We start from the raw sequence: 16,168 nt of genomic DNA, 5'->3' as shown, positions 1-16,168 counted from the left end.
ACAGCCGCGCCGCGCGTGCCAACGTGATGCTCGGCGTCGAGCCCGCGGACGCCGCCGCGATCCATCCAGGCGACGTGGTCACGTTGCGCGGCCTGTCCGCGGCACTCGCGAACACGACGGCTGAGGGGCGGGTCGCGTTCGTCGGCGGCGCAATCGATCCTTCGTCCCAACTCGTCGACATCGGCGCGAACGTGCCGCTCGCGCCGACGCCGTTCATCCCCGGCACGCGCGTCGCCGCCGACGTCGCGACGCACCCCGGCATGCACTGGATCGTGCCGCGCGCGGCGGTCCTGAAGGACGGCCAGAACGCGTACCTGTACCAGATCACGCCGCAAAACAAGGCGCGCCGCGTCGCGGTCAGCATCGCGGTCGAAAACGGCGCGCGTTACGGGCTCGACGGTCCGATCGACCCGATGCTCGGCGTCGTCGTCAGCGGCAACTACGAGTTGAAAGACGGCATCGCGGTGCGCGCCGATGGAGGCGCGCCGCGATGAATGTTGGCCAATGGATGCAGACCCATCGCCGCTCGCTGCTGTTCGTGATCGCGCTGCTCGCGATCGCGGGCGCGCTTGCCGCGTTCCAGCTGCCGATCTCGCTGTTTCCGAACGTGTCGTTTCCGCGCGCGGTGGTCTCGCTCGATGCGGGCGACCGCCCCGCCGAGCAGATGGCGACGCTCGTCACGATGCCGGTCGAGGAAGCGCTGCGCCGCGTGCCGAACGTGCGCGACGTCGATTCGAGGACCAGCCGCGGCGCGGCGGAAATCTCGCTGAACTTCGACTGGGGCACCGACATGGCCCAGGCGACGTTGCAGGCGCAATCGGCGATCAGCGAGATTCTCGCGACGCTGCCGCCGGGCACGACGATGCAGGTACGGCGCATGGACCCCACCGTGTTTCCGGTGCTCGCGTACAGCCTCACATCGACCCGGCAATCGCTCTCCGCGCTGCACGATGTCGCGCAGTTCCAGATGCGCCCGCTGCTATCGTCGGTCGAAGGCGTCGCGCGCGTCGAAGTCACCGGGGGCGCGCAGGACGAATTCGAAGTCGCGGTCGATCCGGCGCGCCTTGCCGCCTACAAGCTGTCGCTCGCGGATGTGTCGAAAGCGATCGGCGCGAGCAACGTGCTGATGGCCAACGGCCGCATCGAAGATCACGACAAGCTGTACCTCGTCGTCAGCAACGCGACGGTCACGCAGCTCGACGAACTGCGCAACGTCGTCGTGTCCGCCGGCGGCACGGCAAGCGGCAATGCAAGCGGCACGCAGATCCGTCTTGGCGACGTCGCCACGGTCAGCCAGGGTGTGGTGCCGCAATGGATTCGCGTGACCGCCGATGGAGAGGACGCCGTACTGCTGAATATCTATCAGCAGCCGGGTGCGAACAGCGTCGCGATGGCGCGCGCAATCCGCGCGAAGCTCGCCGCGTTCGAGCCGCAGATGCCCGCTGGCGTGCATCTGTCGAACTGGTACGACCAGAGTGAACTCGTGATCGCGTCGGCCACCAGCGTGCGCGACGCGATCATGATCGGCGTGGTGCTTGCCGCGCTGACGCTGTTCGCGTTTCTGCGCAACTGGAAAATCACCGCGATCGCGGTCGCGCTGGTGCCGGTCGTGATGGCCGCGACGATCCTGCTGCTCGATGTGTTCGGCATGGGCTTCAACATCATGACGCTGGGCGGGATGGCCGCCGCGGTGGGCCTCGTGATCGACGACGCGATCGTGATGATCGAGCACATCGCACGGCGCATGCGCGAAGCCGGCGCGCACGCGTTTCATGGCCGCGTGATGGCCGCCGCGCTCGAATTCACGCGCCCGCTCGCCGGTTCCTCCGCGGCGACGCTGATCATCTTCGTGCCGCTCGCGTTCCTGTCGGGTGTGACGGGCGCGTTCTTCAAGGCGTTATCGGTGACGATGGCAAGCGCGCTGTTCATTTCGTTTCTCGTCACATGGCTTGCGGTGCCGATTCTGTGCGACCGCTGGCTCACGCCCGCGGATGCCGAAGAGCACAAGGACACCCGCTTCGCCGCGTGGCTGAACCGGGGCTATGCGTCGCTGATCGGGCGGGTGAGCGCCCGCCCGCTGCTGGTGCTGGTCGGCGTGGTGCCGCTCATCGTGGTCGCCGCGTTCGCGTTCACGCGGGTCGGCAGCGGCTTCATGCCGAGCATGGACGAAGGTGGCTTCGTGCTCGACTATCACACGCAGCCGGGCACGTCGATTACCGAGACCGACCGGCTGATGAAACAGATCGAGCAGATCATCCGCGCGAATCCGAATGTCGCGACGTATTCGCGCCGCACCGGCGCGGGTCTCGGCGGCGATCTGAATGAGCCGAACAAGGGCGACTTCTTCGTGCGGCTCAAGTCCGGCAAGCGTGAACCGATCGACACCGTGATGGAGGAAATCCGCTCGCAGATCGAAACCCACGTGCCCGGCGTCAGCATCGAACTTGCGCAACTGATGGAGGACCTGATCGGCGATCTGACCGCGGTGCCGCAGCCGGTGCAGATCAAGATCTTCTCGGACGACGCGCAGACGCTCGAGACGACCGCGCGCAAGGTCGCCGCGCGCATCGGCCGGATTCACGGGATCGTCGATGTGAACGACGGCATCAACCCCGCGGGCGACGCGCTGGAACTGCATATCCTGCCCGCCGCCGCGGCGGCCGAGGGGATGGACCCGCAAGCGATCGCGCAGGCCGTGACCGATATGCTCGAAGGCGATGTCGCGACGCAGTTCCAGCGCGGACCGAAGACGGTCGGCGTGCGCGTGCGGGTCAGCGGCGCACGTGCGCTCACCGATACGGAACTTGGGCAATTACAGATTCGCGCGCCGGACGGGCATCTGTTCGCGTTAAAGCGCGTCGCCGATCGCGTGACGCTCACCGGTCAAGCCGAAATCAGCCGCTCGAATCTGAAGCGGATGGTGGCGGTGACCGCGCGGATCGATGGCCGCGACCTCGGCTCGACGATCGCCGACGTACGCAATGCGCTCGGCGACGCGAACCTGCTGCCCACCGGCGTCTACTACGAACTCGGCGGCCTCTATCAGCAACAGCAGATTGCGTTCAGGGGCCTGTTGACCGTGTTCGGCGCGGCGATCGCGCTGGTGTTCGGCCTGCTGCTGTTTCTGTACGAGCGCCTGCGCGTCGCGCTCGCGGTGCTGGCCATGCCGTTACTCGCGGCGGGCGCGGTGTTTATCGGGCTGTGGATCACCGGCATCGAGCTGAACATCTCGGCAATGATGGGCATGACGATGATCATCGGCATCGTGACCGAGGTCGCGATCTTCTACGTATCCGAGTTGCAGGCGCTGGTGCGCGACGACGAAATGCCGTTCGGCGATGCATTGCAGGCCGCCGGCCGCAACCGTCTGCGTCCGATCGCGATGACGACGATCGCCGCGATCCTCGCGTTGCTGCCGCTCGCGTTCGCATTGGGGCAAGGCTCGGCGATGCAGCAGCCGCTCGCGATTGCGATCATTTCCGGGCTGATCGTGCAGTTGCCGCTGGTGCTGCTGTTGCTGCCGGTATTGCTGAAGCTGTTGATGAAGAAGCGGGCTGCGTGAGTTACGGCGAACCGTCGCCGAACGCGGCGTTCGCGCGCATCACGCGCGCGGCGCGCGTGAGGCGCGATGCGCGAGGCGGGTTAGGCGAGCACGTCGGCGAACCCGCCGACCCGCGCGCGCAGCGCGTCGATCGCGGCGGCCACCCGCGGCGACAGCAACGCCTGCAATTCGTCCGCGTGACGATAGTCGCGCATGCCATCGCTCAACGCGTCGCCGGCGAGCGCCGGATGACAGTAGATTTCGCCGACGCCAGCCGGCAAATCGGCAAGCGCGGCCAGCCACGCGGCCTCGTCCATCCGCCCGCTCGCCGCAATGCCGACCACATAGTCGTTATGCGCGACGCCGGCACGATCGAGCCGTGCCTTCATCTGCGCGATCCACGGCCGCAGCCACCACGGCGCGTTGGCTTCGAACGGCAGGCGCATCGCCTTCATCCCATAGTCGCGGCCGATCTCGAGAATCAATCCGAGCACGCTCGGATGCAGATGAAAATGCTTGTGCGTGTTCACATGATCGAGCGTGAGCCCGGTCGCCGCAAAAGCGTCGAACTGCGCTCGAATCTCGCGCGCGAGCTGTCTGCGCAGATGCGGCAGGAAGAAAAAACGCACGCCGTCGCGCACCATGTTGCTGCCGAAGCGACCGTTCGCGTCGAGCAACGCGGCAATCTGCGCGCGCGGCGCGAGCGCGGCGCCGTCGGCCAGCACCAGATGCAGACCCACGCGCAGTTGCGGCAGTGCGCGGGCCCGCGCGAGCGCATCGCGCGCGGCCGGCGCGCCGACCATCAGGCTCGCGGCGCGCAGCACGCCGTCGCGATGCGCGCGCTCCACTGCGGCATTCACGCGCGGATGCAGGCCGAAATCGTCGGCGGTCGTAATCAGTGCACGCGTCGGTGCGCGTGAGGCGGCCGGCATCCCGAACTCTCCGCTCAGGTCAAACTGTCGAGCTGACCGGCGCGCTCGCCTGCCGTGCCGACCGGCATGCGCGCGCCCCGCCACACCACATGCGAGCCAAACGCGCTGAATAGCCACTGCAGCGCAATCAGCGTATCGCGCAGCGGCACCAGCGGCAGATCGCGCCAGAAAGTGCGCTCGCGACGCGCGGCGCGCAGGTGCAACAGCAAGCGTGCGCCGAAGCAGACGGCCGTCGCGGCCTGGCTCGCGATGACCGCGGCGAACGGCGCGTGGCCGCCTGCGCGGCTGGCCAACGATACGCTCAACGCGGCACTCGTCACGAGCCAGGGCGTCGGAAACGTAATCAACAGCGATGCGAAGCCAGCCGGATTGACCGAGCGGATCGTGCGCAGCCAACGTGTCTCACGCTGCCACAGCGCGCCGAACGTCGGCTCGATCACGTCGGTGGCGACCATCACGCGCGACAGCACGGTCCGCAGCCCGAGCGCGCGCACGCGTTCGGCGAGCCAGTAATCGTCGGCGAGACAATTCTTCAGCGCGCTGAATCCGCCGATGCGCTCGAGCGTCGCGCGCCGCAGTGCGAGCGTCGCACCGAAGCCGAAGCGGCGCGAGCCTATCGCGTGCGCGACGCGCACCGACGGCGCGAACCATTCGTTGATGAACAGCGCGCCCACGCGCGGCCAGAAACCGCCGACCCCGCGCGCGACATACAGGCACGTGACGACACCCACGTCGGCGTCGGCGAGCGGCGCCGCAACGCCATCGAGATAATCGGCATCGACCGCGATGTCGCTATCGGCGATCACGATCACGTCATGACGCACGCGCGACGCCATGTTGATCAGGTTGCTGACTTTCAGATTGCGGCCATGCACACGCGTGTCGATCGCGAGTTCGATGTCGCACTCCGGATAGGCGGCCTGCAAACGGCGCACCACCGCGATCGCGGGATCGTGCGGCGATGATACGCCGAGCACCAGTTGAAATCGCCGGTGACGCTGCTCGCAGAAGGTGCGCAGATTTTCGTAGAGACGCGGCTCGGCGCCACACAATGGCTTGAGCACACTGACGCCGGGCTGCGTGAATGGCTGTTGCCGCGAGTACGGCGATGCGCTCGCGAGCGCGGTGTCGGGCGGCGGTGGGACGGACGACACGCGGCCGTGATGGAGGGATTCATGCCGCGCGCTGAAGAACGGCATCGCGAGCGCGGCGGCCAGCCCATAGATCGATGCGCCGACACAGCCTGCTAGCAGGATCCATTGGCATGCCGTCACCACGTGCGCCGCCATCGCGGTGATCCGTCAATGCGTGGCCAGCACGAACGGCTGCCCCGTCAGGCGCAGATGCAACACGACGAGCCACTGCCGCCGGCAGTCCGCTGCCGCCGCAACCTGCCACGCGCCGGCGTCGGTGGGAACCGCTTGGTGGCGTTTCACCGCGAGCGCGAATGCGGCGCGCGCGAACTCGCGCGCGACCACCACGCCGCCGACGATCAGCGCGAGAGCAAGCAGCCGGAACGACGTAGAGGAAAAAAAGACCTGGGAAACCGGCAGGACCGGCAATGCAATGGCCAACAGCGCTTCGGTGCCCGCGGCCGTGAGCGATGCGACCAGTAGATGAGCGCGCAGCATGTCGGTGGTGGCTGGCTTCATAACGTGCCTCGTGCGTGGTCTCGCGATCTGACGATGCGCGGCGTCTCACGCGATTCATCGGTGCGGTCCGATCGCATGATCGATCTGCATGAAAAGCATGCCGCTTCGATTCGTCGCCATCCTTACGACCGGGTTGCGACGATCTGACAACCGCGTGGTTTCGCGTGCACCGCACGCGTTGCGACGACCCGTGATAGTGGGCTGATACTATCGATCCGACCTGAAGGAAACCTTAAGCATTGTCGTGGTATCAAGCAGCTAACGAAGCACATCGGTGAACCGCAGCGGCTATCGCGCACACGCACCGATGCATGAACGGATGCCCGGACACGCTTGCACGAGCAAGCGACGCGCCGCGCCATAAAAACACCCCGAAAGGAATCTTTGCGTCATGCGCGTACTCCTCGTAGAAGACGACGAACTCATCGGCAGCGGTGTCGAAGCAGGCCTGCGCCAGGCCGGTTTTACGGTCGACTGGGCCCTCGATGGCCACAAGGCCGGCCTCGCGCTCGACACCACGCAATATGCGTTGCTGGTCCTCGATCTCGGGCTGCCGCGCGTAAGCGGCATGGAACTGCTCAAGCGTCTGCGCGACGCCGGCAGTGACGTGCCGGTGCTCGTGCTGACCGCCAAAGGCACGGTGGTCGAGCGGGTCGGCGGTCTTGAAGCGGGCGCCGACGACTACCTCGGCAAGCCTTTCGATCTGACCGAGCTGATCGCGCGTTGCCGCGCGCTATTGCGCCGCGCACAAGGTCGCAGTATCGATCTGATTCGTTACCGGAATCTGACAGTGAACCCCGCCGCGCGAACGGTACAGGTAGATGAAACGCGCGTGCCACTCACGTCGCGCGAATGGGCGATTCTGCTGCAACTGCTGACGAACCCCGGCATTCCGCAGTCGCGCTCGCGGCTCGAAGAAAGCCTGTATGGCTGGCAAGAGGAAATCGAAAGCAATGCGATCGAGGTCCATGTGTCCAACCTGCGTAAAAAGCTTGGCGCCGGTCTGATCAAGACCGTGCGCAATATCGGCTATGTGATGGAGAAGCCATGAGGGGCGCGTCGATACGCCGGCGTCTCGTATTGCTGGTACTGGCGAGCATCGCGATGGTCTGGGGCGTCGCGCTCGTCACCAGTTACCGCCAGGCGACGCGTGAAGTCGGCGCATGGGAAGAGGCGCGCATCGCCGAACTCGCGCAGATTCTCGCGCTGCTCGACGAAGCCGATCTGACTACGCTCGCCAACGCGCGCATCGACGTGCGCGAAGAAGAAAAAGGCGGCGAGCCCGGCGCGAGCGCTCTCGATGACGACGATACGCTGCCGCGCGACGCGCTCTTCCAGGTGCGCGCGGCCAACGGCGAGGTGCTGGCGGGCAGCCCGCAACTGCGCGCGCTGGGTGCATGGGACTTGCCGCTCGCGCCCGCGAGCGGCGCGCTCGACGTCACGCTCGGCGGCCAGATGTATCACTCGTTCACGCTGCGCGACGCCGCCCGCGGTCACAGCGTGCGCGTGTTCGAGCCGGCCAACACGCGCAGCGATCTGGTGAGCGGCGTGGCGAGCCGTATCGCGCGGCCCACGCTGATCGCGTTGCCGGTGCTGGCACTGCTGGTGTGGATCAGCATCGGCTGGAGTCTCGCGCCGTTGCAGGTGCTGTCGGCCGTGATCCGCTCGCGCGACGTCAACCGGATGGAGCCGGTCGGCATCGGCCATACGCCGGTCGAGGTGCGCCCGCTCGTCGATGCGATCAATCAGATGCTCGCGCGGCTGCGCGATTCTCTCGAACGCGAACGGGCGTTTACCGCCGACGCGGCGCATGAACTGAAAACGCCGCTTGCCGCGATCAAGGTGCAGGCACAGGTCGCGCTGGCCGAGCCGGATATCGCGTTGCAGCGGCTCGCGATGGAGCGCGTCGTGCAAGGCGTCGATCGCAGCGCGCGGCTCGCGCAACAGCTGTTGCTGCTCGCACGCCTCGACCAGCACGAGACCGTGCCGACCGAACGGCTCAAGCCGGCGGTGGTCGCCAGGCATACTCTGCTTGCAAGCGAGCGCAGCGCGCAGCACAAACACATCAGCGTGAGGCTGGTCGCCGACATGCTCGCCGAGATCGATGCGGAGCCCGTGCTGATCGGTATCCTGATCGACAACCTGCTCGATAACGCGATCAAGTATGGACGCGCGGGCGGGGTCGTCGAACTCGCGGTGCAGCGTACCGATGGGCGCGTGCGGTTGAGCGTGCGCGACGACGGCCCTGGTGTCGCGCCGGCCGATCTCGAGCGGCTCACCCACCGGTTTTTTCGCGCGACAGGCAATCAGGCGACCGGCAGCGGGTTGGGCCTGTCGATCGTCGCGCGGATCGCCGAACATTTCGGCGCGAGCCTGCAGTTCGGTGCGGGGATCGGCGAGCGAGGCCTGGCCGTGCACGTATCGTTTCCGGCTTACCGGAGTGCGCTGAGCTGAATGCCCGAGGTGCGGTGGCTCTGCTTCAGCCCGAAACGCTGACGGGACAGATCGGCGCAACAACTAGCGCCGGCTGCCGTCGCCGACGGATGAGCGGTGTTCGGCCAGATCGGCGCGCGCGCGGCGTTCCACGCGCTGCGCCGGTCTCGCTACCGACGACTCCGAAAACTGCCATGCAATGAGCCCCGGCACGAACATCAGCAGGTCGCGAATCCGCCGAGCGGCCGCGAGCGCGAGACAGGTCGCTGGATCCAGCCCCAACGCGCCGCCGATCACGATAAAGGCCCCCTCCTGCACGCCGAGTCCGCCCGGCACGAAGAATGCGGCGCTGCTGATCGCCTGGATTAGCGATTCGATCACGATCGCCTCGACGAAGCTCACGCGCGCGCCGAGAAAGTACAGCGCGAGCCAGATTTCGAGCGATGTCGCAACGCATTGCAACGGCTGCCAGAAGAACAGATAGCGCAGCACGACCGCGCGGCGTCGCCAGATCAGCTTGATCGACTGATCGATCTGCGCGGACTGGCCGACCAGCGTGGCGAGCTTGCCGCTCGTCATGTGATTGAGCGCGCGCGTGACGCGCTGGAACGGGTTCGCATGCTGCACGAGCGCAAATAGCAGCAGCAACGGCGTCAGCGCGACGATGCCCCACGCGAGTTGGCCGGCGAGCCGCAGCGCGCCGGACTGCGCATGCGCGAACAGAAAGCCGATGCCGACCATTGTGAACATCAGTTGGCTGATCACCGTCAGCTGCATGTCGACGATGAGGCTGCCCACCGCCGTGGACGGCCGCACGCCCCAGCCCCTGAGCATCCGGAACGACACGACTTCGCCGCCGATCCGCGCGACCGGCAGCATGCTGTTGATCGATTCGCGCACCCATACGAGGTGCAGCATCTTGCCGAGCCCCGGACGGTTCGCGCCGCGAATCAGCGAGCGCCAGTCGCAGGCATTGGCGATCATCGGCAGCACGTGCGCGAGCGCCGCGAGCACCAGACCGCCGCCGGCCGCACGCAGTGCGCCGAGGACGGCGCGCGGATCGTCGCGCCACACGAGCCACAGCGAAAGGACCAACCCGACGAGCGCGGCCGCGCGGCCGAGATGCTTCATCACGCGCTCACCTCGCCTGCAAAGGAGACACGTGCTACGTGCATCATGATTCGTGCCACGGTGTGTGCGGGCATTCGCGATGCGGTCGATCGCACTACCGCAGCCGCCTCCCGCCCCACTACCCGTGTGCTTGTCCCCGTTTCCGCCGCCGGGCCGCTTGCGTGGCGCCCGTTGCCAACCTGACCGATCATTGCCCGCCCAATCGCCGTTCGTTCGTCATTCGTCCTGTGCCGCCGACAGCAAGCCGTCGCCGTCGACCTTGAAGCTGAAGCCCCGCCAGGTCACCCGTGACGAGCGGAAGCTCGCGACGAAAATCGCAAATGACACGAGATCCCATAACGGCAGCAGCCACAGATCGTGGCACGGCTGGCGCAATGCGCGGTCGGACAGCAGTTTCAACGTGAGCCGCGCGCCCATCGCGGCGAGCGCGAGCGGCCACGCCCACAGCGCGCCGCCCGAGAACGCGAGCGCGAGCAGCGCGAACGCGAACGGATGAACCAGTGCCGAGCCGAAGTGCCCGGCCGGATCGATGCGACGAATCGTGCGGCTCCAGCGCAGCTCGTGCGTGACCAGCTTCTTCGCGCTCGATTCGACGCACGCGTGCGCGATCGCAAACGGCGCGATCGCGACCGCTTCGCCCGTCGCGCGCACCGCCTCGCCGATCGCGTGATCCTCGGCCAGATGGCGGACGAACGGCTTGAAGCCGCCGATGCGTTCATAAGTCGTGCGCCGCATTGCGATGGTCTGCCCGAAGCATGGGTGTGCGAGGCCGAGCGCGAGCCCCGCGACGACGCCCGGCAAAAACTGGTAGTTGGTCGCGATCGCGGAGAGCCGCGGCCAGAAGCCCGGATCGGGCTGGCCGCGATATGCGCACGTGACGAGCCCGACGCCCGGCTTCTGCAATTCGCCGATCACGTGACGCAGATAACCGGGGCCGACGCTCACGTCGCTGTCGGCGAACACCAGCACGTCGTGGCGCGCGTGCGGCAGCATATTGAGGATATTGCTGATCTTGCGGTTCGGCCCGTAGAGACGCGCATCGGCGACTACCGTCACGTCGGCCTCGGGATGCAGACGGCGCAATTCGTCGACGGCTTCGAGCGCCGGGTCCGCCGAGTCGTGCACGCCGAACAGGTATTGGACCGGCCCCTGATAGTCCTGCTCACAGAAGCTCGACAGATTCGCGAGCAACGCCCACTCGTTGCCATGCAGCGGCTTGACGATCGTGACGGGCGGATAGCTCACCGGTTCGGCCACCGGCCGCGCGAAGAAACGCCCGATCAGCGTACTCGCGAGCACGGTATAGCCGATGCCGATCGCAGCCGCCGCCGCGCACGCGTAGGCCAGCGTGACGGCGAACAGATGCATCGTGCTCACGCCTGATGCGCGCGCAGGAAGCGGAAAAACTCGACGCCTTCACGCAGGCGCCGTTTCATCATGTCCCAGCTGGTCAACATTTCGCGCAGGATTTCCCAGATCTTCGACGGCCGGAAATAGAAGCGCTTATAGAAGTTTTCGAGCTGGTGATACATCTCGTCGCGCGACAGGTGCGGATAGCCGATCGCGGCCAGCTGCACGCCTTCCTTGCTGACCAGATTGATAACCTTGTTCTCTTCCAGCCAGCCGTTGTCGACCGCCTCGTTGTAGAGCCGCGTGCCCGGATACGGCGCCGCGAGCGACACCTGAATGGTCAGCGGGTTGATCTCTTTCGCGTACTCGATGGTTTTCTGGATCGTTTCCTGGGTCTCGCCCGGCAGACCCAGAATGAACGTGCCATGAACCTTGATGCCAAGCGAGCGGCAGTCTTTCGCGAAACGGCGCGCGATGTCGGTGCGCAGACCCTTCTTCACGTTGAGCAGGATCTGGTCGTCGCCCGATTCATAGCCGACCAGCAGCAGGCGCAAGCCGTTGTCCTTCATGATCTTCAGCGTCGAATACGGCACGTTCGCCTTCGCGTTGCACGACCACGTGACGCCGAGCTTGCCCATCCCACGCGCGATTTCCTCGGCGCGCGGCTTGAAGTCGGTGAAGGTGTCGTCGTCGAACATGATCTCCTTGACTTCGGGCATGTTGTCGCGAATCCACTTCACTTCCTCCAGCACGTTCTCGACCGAGCGCACCCGGTAGCGATGGCCGCCCACCGTTTGCGGCCACAGGCAGAACGTGCACTTCGAGCGGCAGCCGCGGCCCGTGTAAAGCGACACGTACGGGTGCTTCAGATAGCCGTTGAAGTAGTTTTCGATCGTCAGGTCGCGCTTGTAGATCGGCGCGACGAACGGCAGCTCGTCCATGTTCTCGAGAATCGGACGCGCTTCGTTGTGCTCGATCGAACCGTCGGCCGCGCGATAGCTCAAGCCCTTGATCTGCGCGAACGGCACGCCCTCGGCGACTTCCTTGCAGGTGAAATCGAATTCTTCGCGGCCGACGAAATCGATTGCGTCGGTCGCCGTCAGCGAGTTGTGCGGATCGACCGCGACCTTCGCGCCGACCATGCCGATGACGATCGACGGCTTGCGTTCTTTCAGGTGCTGCGCGAACAGCGCGTCGGTGGGAAACGAAGGTGTACTGGTGTGAATGACGACGAGATCGTATTGCTGCGCGAGATCGAGCGTCTCGTCGACCGATGCGCCATTCGCGGTCGCATCGAATACGCGGCTATCGGGAATCAGAGCGGCCGGCTGCGCGAGCCAGGTCGGATACCAGAACGACTTGACCTCGCGTTTGGCCTGGTAGCGCGAGCCGGCGCCGCCATCGAAACCATCGAATGACGGGGCCTGCAAGAACAGAGTTTTCATCGAGACTCCAGCAAGCCTGATCGGCGTTTTCAGTTTTCTGTCGGGAAGCTATCGGAACCATGACTGCCCGGACGCGAGCAGACGGCCGATAGATGGTACGGAGCAAAGCTGAAGGAAACCTGAGGAATAATACTGCGTTCCCGCTCCGCACGGCGTCGTTCCGACTTTTAGTTTTGCGTCGCGTCCGGCTGTCTTGTCGCTGTGGTAGACGAGGGAACACGCATGCTGCTGCACGCTTGTGCTGCATGCGTCGCGTGTATTACGCGGCTCAGCGGACCATGTGTCTCGCCCACTCGAGCCAACCGAGATTGAGGGCCGCGTTTACCACTACGCCGAGCGCCGACGCGAGTGCCGCGATCATCGTCCAGAACGCCGAGCGGCGCGCCGCGCGCGCCGACGTGTGGGCGCCCGCCGCGGCATCGCGCGACGCGTTCGCCGCCGCCTGGGCGATATGCGACGACGCCTCCATCCGCGCTAGCGACTTCAGTGCGAAGCCGCGCTCGTCGTCGTGCGTCGCCGCGTGCGCTGCGGAACCGGGCGCCGCCGTTGCGGCCTCGGCGGCCGCTTCGTCACGCTGCGTCTGCTCGAACAGATAACGATGACAGAACGGCGTGAACGGATGCTCGGGATAACGCGCGGCGAAGCTTCTCGCGTACGCGGCGCCGCCATTGCGTTCGATCTCCGCGTAAGCGGCCTGCCTGTCCATACCAGCCTCGCATATCGGGCGATCGCGGTCCGGACCGGGGCGAGCCGCGCGGCCCGCCAGGCCCGGTTCAGGTCGCGCCAGGCCTGGTGCATGCAGCTCAGCGCCGACCCGGTGTGAAGCCGGCGTCAACCCGACATCAAGCTGGCTTGATGTCGGCCGCCTGTTTGCCCTTGGGCCCCTGCTTGATTTCGAAGCTGACCTTCTGGTTTTCCTGCAGCGATTTGAAACCCTCGCTGCGGATCTCCGAAAAATGGGCAAACAGGTCTTCGCCGCCGTCGTCCGGCGTGATGAAGCCGAAGCCTTTTGCGTCGTTGAACCATTTCACTGTTCCGGTTGGCATGGCGATGTCCTCGTGATGCGCTGAATTGAAAAGCTGAATGTAAAAACGCTAGAAAAGCGCTGACTCGTGCCCCGGTGGCCCCGCTTCTGCGGTGTATTCATCGAGACTGGTCCCACAGGCCGTCCGCCTGGCTCGCCAGACCTGATGGTCTGTCTGAACCGACGGCGCCGCCGGGTGCCGCCCCGGTCTGCACGGCCAAAGCGGTGCCAAGCGCGCCGCAAGCAGCGTGCCAGGTCCGCCGGGCGGGGGCCAGGGCCGGTGCGATCGCGCGCAATCGGCTAACATAGTCGTTTGGCAAATTTATCGATGGCCGCACCGCTCGTGTCGCCACCCGCTTCACGACCGCGCGGCCCGTTGTTTTCCCACTCACAGGAACCCAGCATGGCCATTTCGAGCTATACCGATACCCGACTTCTGATCAACGGCGAATGGTGCGACGCTGCCAGCGGCAAGACTCTCGACGTGATCAACCCCGCGACCGGCCAGCCCATCGGTAAGGTGGCGCATGCCGGCATCGCCGATCTGGACCGCGCGCTCGACGCCGCGCAGCGCGGTTTCGCCGCATGGCGCAAGGTGCCGGCCAACGAGCGCGCGACCATCATGCGCAAGGCCGCCGCGCTGGTGCGCGAGCGGGCGTCCGACATCGGCCGCCTGATGACCCAGGAACAGGGCAAGCCGTTCGCCGAAGCCCGCATCGAAGTGCTGGCCGCGGCCGACATCATCGAATGGTTCGCGGACGAAGGCCGCCGGGTGTACGGCCGTATCGTGCCGTCGCGCAACCTCGCCGCGCAGCAGCAGGTGCTGCGCGAGCCGATCGGCCCGGTCGCCGCGTTCACGCCGTGGAACTTCCCGGTCAACCAGGTCGTGCGCAAGCTGTCGGCGTCGCTCGCCTGCGGTTGCTCTTTCCTCGTGAAGGCGCCGGAAGAAACGCCGGCGTCGCCGGCCGCGCTGTTGCAGGCGTTCGTCGAAGCCGGCGTGCCGGCCGGTACGGTCGGCCTCGTGTTCGGCGACCCGGCTGAAATTTCGAGCTACCTGATCCCGCATCCGGTGATCCGCAAGGTCACGTTCACCGGCTCGACGCCGGTCGGCAAGCAGCTCGCGTCGCTCGCCGGTTTGCATATGAAGCGCGCGACGATGGAACTGGGCGGCCACGCACCGGTGATCGTCGCGGAAGACGCCGACGTCGCGCTCGCCGTGAAGGCAGCCGGCGCCGCGAAGTTCCGCAACGCGGGCCAGGTCTGCATCTCGCCGACGCGCTTCCTCGTGCACAACAGCATTCGCGAAGAGTTTGCCGCGGCGCTCGTCAAGCACGCGGAAAGCCTGAAGCTCGGCGACGGTCTCGCCGACGGCACGACGCTCGGGCCGCTCGCCAATGCGCGCCGTCTGAGCGCGATGGCCAACGTCGTCGCCGATGCGCGCAAGACCGGCGCGAAGATCGCGACGGGCGGTGAGCGCGTCGGCTCCGAAGGCAACTTCTTCGCGCCCACCGTGCTGACCGACGTGCCGCTCAACGCCGACGTATTCAACAACGAGCCGTTCGGCCCTGTCGCCGCGATCCGCGGCTTCGACAAGCTCGAGGAAGCGATCGCCGAGGCGAACCGCCTGCCGTTCGGCCTCGCCGGCTACGCGTACACGAAGTCGTTCAGCAACGTGCATCTGCTGTCGCAGCAGATGGAAGTCGGCATGCTGTGGATCAACCAGCCGGCCACGCCGACGCCGGAAATGCCGTTCGGCGGCGTGAAGGATTCCGGCTACGGCTCGGAAGGCGGTCCGGAGGCGATGGAGGCTTACCTCGTGACAAAGGCGGTCACGGTTATGTCGGCCTAAGGCTACAGGCGGGGAACGGCGTAGCGGTCTGGGTTGGCGGCGCGTCGTCTCCCGTACGGTTGAGTAGCGCGGTTTGAGCCTGCAGTTCGATCGCAGTTCGACCGGTCCATCGGGTCCGCGAGTCTTTCACTCGCGGACCTTTTTTATTGCCATCAACGAAATCTCGCCCAACCGATGCAACCCACCTTGATCGGCTCGACCGTCGAGCTACGCCCGCTACGCGAGGATCACGCGCGCGCGCTCGTCGACGCCGCCGACGACGGACAGTTGTGGGACCTGAAGCTGACCGTCGTGCCGGGACCGGCGAACATCGACGCCTATATCGCCACAGCGCTCGCCGGTTGCGAGGCCGGCACCGTGATGCCGTTCGTGATCGTGCGGCGCGCCAATGATGCCAACGGCGAGCGGGTTGTCGGCAGCACGCGCTTCTGGAAGATCGACCGCGCGAACCGCAAGCTCGAAATCGGCCATACGTGGCTGAGTGAATCGGCACAGCGCTCGCCGGTGAACACCGAAGCGAAGTATCTGCTGCTGTGCCATGCGTTCGACGTCATGCGGTGCGTGCGGGTGCAGTTCACGACCGACGAGCTCAACGAGAAGTCCCGCGCCGCAATTGTGCGCATCGGCGCGAAACAGGAAGGCGTGGTGCGCCACGAACGGATCATGCCGGATGGACGCAAGCGAAATTCGGTGCGCTTTAGCATCATCGACGACGAATGGCCGGCGGTGAAGGCGATGCTGGAAGCGAAGCTGGCGCGCTGATGGCGCGCTGAAAAGCGCGCTGTGGCGTCGGCGGCGCCTGTCGTGGCGC

13 protein-coding genes and 1 pseudogene are annotated in these 16,168 nt (G+C 66.1%); 6 read left to right on the top strand and 8 right to left on the bottom strand.

Annotation, left to right across the window (positions count from 1 at the left end; translation table 11 throughout):
• Together VGH68_RS22390 and VGH68_RS22385 are read left to right on the top strand one after the other, a co-directional pair.
• Window positions 1-494: pseudogene (locus VGH68_RS22390) on the top strand (efflux transporter periplasmic adaptor subunit); the annotation flags it as partial.
• Entirely contained in the window at window positions 491-3,562 is a 3,072-nt protein-coding gene (locus tag VGH68_RS22385) for an efflux RND transporter permease subunit (protein ID WP_331605900.1), read from the top strand. The pseudogene VGH68_RS22390 and the gene VGH68_RS22385, both read left to right, overlap by 4 nt.
• A gap of 80 nt (window positions 3,563-3,642) precedes the next feature.
• Here VGH68_RS22385 and hpnK read toward each other — a convergent pair whose 3' ends face one another.
• The 3 genes from hpnK to VGH68_RS22370 are packed head-to-tail and all read right to left on the bottom strand — an operon-like array spanning window position 3,643 to window position 6,125.
• Window positions 3,643-4,473 (bottom strand): hopanoid biosynthesis-associated protein HpnK, encoded by an 831-nt coding sequence (gene hpnK / locus VGH68_RS22380; RefSeq protein ID WP_331605899.1) that lies wholly within the window; start codon window positions 4,471-4,473, stop codon window positions 3,643-3,645.
• 14 nt (window positions 4,474-4,487) lie between these two features.
• The gene (hpnI, locus tag VGH68_RS22375) at window positions 4,488-5,762 is read right to left on the bottom strand and encodes a bacteriohopanetetrol glucosamine biosynthesis glycosyltransferase HpnI (protein WP_331605898.1); all 1,275 of its coding nucleotides are present in this window, start codon (window positions 5,760-5,762) and stop codon (window positions 4,488-4,490) included.
• A gap of 12 nt (window positions 5,763-5,774) precedes the next feature.
• On the bottom strand, window positions 5,775-6,125 hold the full coding sequence (locus VGH68_RS22370; RefSeq protein WP_331605897.1) for a hypothetical protein: 351 nt from the start codon (window positions 6,123-6,125) through the stop codon (window positions 5,775-5,777).
• A gap of 391 nt (window positions 6,126-6,516) precedes the next feature.
• On the opposite strand from VGH68_RS22370, the gene VGH68_RS22365 reads away from it, so the two are divergent.
• Window positions 6,517-7,176, top strand: coding sequence for a response regulator transcription factor (locus tag VGH68_RS22365; protein WP_331605896.1), 660 nt, complete (start codon window positions 6,517-6,519; stop codon window positions 7,174-7,176).
• Window positions 7,173-8,579, top strand: a complete 1,407-nt coding sequence (locus VGH68_RS22360) for an ATP-binding protein (RefSeq protein ID WP_331605895.1) — start codon at window positions 7,173-7,175, stop codon at window positions 8,577-8,579. The genes VGH68_RS22365 and VGH68_RS22360 overlap by 4 nt, the downstream gene beginning before the upstream one ends.
• A gap of 63 nt (window positions 8,580-8,642) precedes the next feature.
• Here the strand turns inward: VGH68_RS22360 and VGH68_RS22355 are convergent, their stop codons facing one another.
• The 5 genes from VGH68_RS22355 to VGH68_RS22335 form a co-directional block, all read right to left on the bottom strand.
• Window positions 8,643-9,689 carry a lysylphosphatidylglycerol synthase domain-containing protein gene (locus tag VGH68_RS22355; protein WP_331605894.1) on the bottom strand — a complete coding sequence of 349 codons (1,047 nt, stop codon included), beginning with the start codon at window positions 9,687-9,689 and terminating at the stop codon, window positions 8,643-8,645.
• 216 nt (window positions 9,690-9,905) lie between these two features.
• Window positions 9,906-11,057 (bottom strand): bacteriohopanetetrol glucosamine biosynthesis glycosyltransferase HpnI, encoded by a 1,152-nt coding sequence (gene hpnI / locus VGH68_RS22350; protein ID WP_414696973.1) that lies wholly within the window; start codon window positions 11,055-11,057, stop codon window positions 9,906-9,908.
• A 5-nt stretch (window positions 11,058-11,062) separates the two neighbouring features.
• Window positions 11,063-12,484 carry a hopanoid biosynthesis associated radical SAM protein HpnJ gene (hpnJ, locus tag VGH68_RS22345; RefSeq protein ID WP_331605892.1) on the bottom strand — a complete coding sequence of 474 codons (1,422 nt, stop codon included), beginning with the start codon at window positions 12,482-12,484 and terminating at the stop codon, window positions 11,063-11,065.
• A gap of 268 nt (window positions 12,485-12,752) precedes the next feature.
• The gene (locus VGH68_RS22340; protein WP_331605891.1) at window positions 12,753-13,190 is read right to left on the bottom strand and encodes a hypothetical protein; all 438 of its coding nucleotides are present in this window, start codon (window positions 13,188-13,190) and stop codon (window positions 12,753-12,755) included.
• Between the two features lie 136 nt (window positions 13,191-13,326).
• Window positions 13,327-13,530 carry a cold-shock protein gene (locus tag VGH68_RS22335; RefSeq protein WP_144114068.1) on the bottom strand — a complete coding sequence of 68 codons (204 nt, stop codon included), beginning with the start codon at window positions 13,528-13,530 and terminating at the stop codon, window positions 13,327-13,329.
• Window positions 13,531-13,911: 381 nt separating this feature from the next.
• On the opposite strand from VGH68_RS22335, the gene VGH68_RS22330 reads away from it, so the two are divergent.
• Both VGH68_RS22330 and VGH68_RS22325 read left to right on the top strand, forming a co-directional pair.
• Window positions 13,912-15,357, top strand: a complete 1,446-nt coding sequence (locus tag VGH68_RS22330; protein ID WP_331605890.1) for an NAD-dependent succinate-semialdehyde dehydrogenase — start codon at window positions 13,912-13,914, stop codon at window positions 15,355-15,357.
• A gap of 174 nt (window positions 15,358-15,531) precedes the next feature.
• On the top strand, window positions 15,532-16,119 hold the full coding sequence (locus VGH68_RS22325; RefSeq protein ID WP_331605889.1) for a GNAT family protein: 588 nt from the start codon (window positions 15,532-15,534) through the stop codon (window positions 16,117-16,119).
• The last annotated feature ends 49 nt before the right edge of the window (window positions 16,120-16,168 follow it).

Source organism: Paraburkholderia sp., assembly GCF_036488505.1.
Taxonomy (GTDB): Bacteria; Pseudomonadota; Gammaproteobacteria; order Burkholderiales; family Burkholderiaceae; genus Paraburkholderia.
Note: the sequence above shows the minus strand (reverse complement) of the source record. Positions and strands in the feature narration are given on the sequence as shown.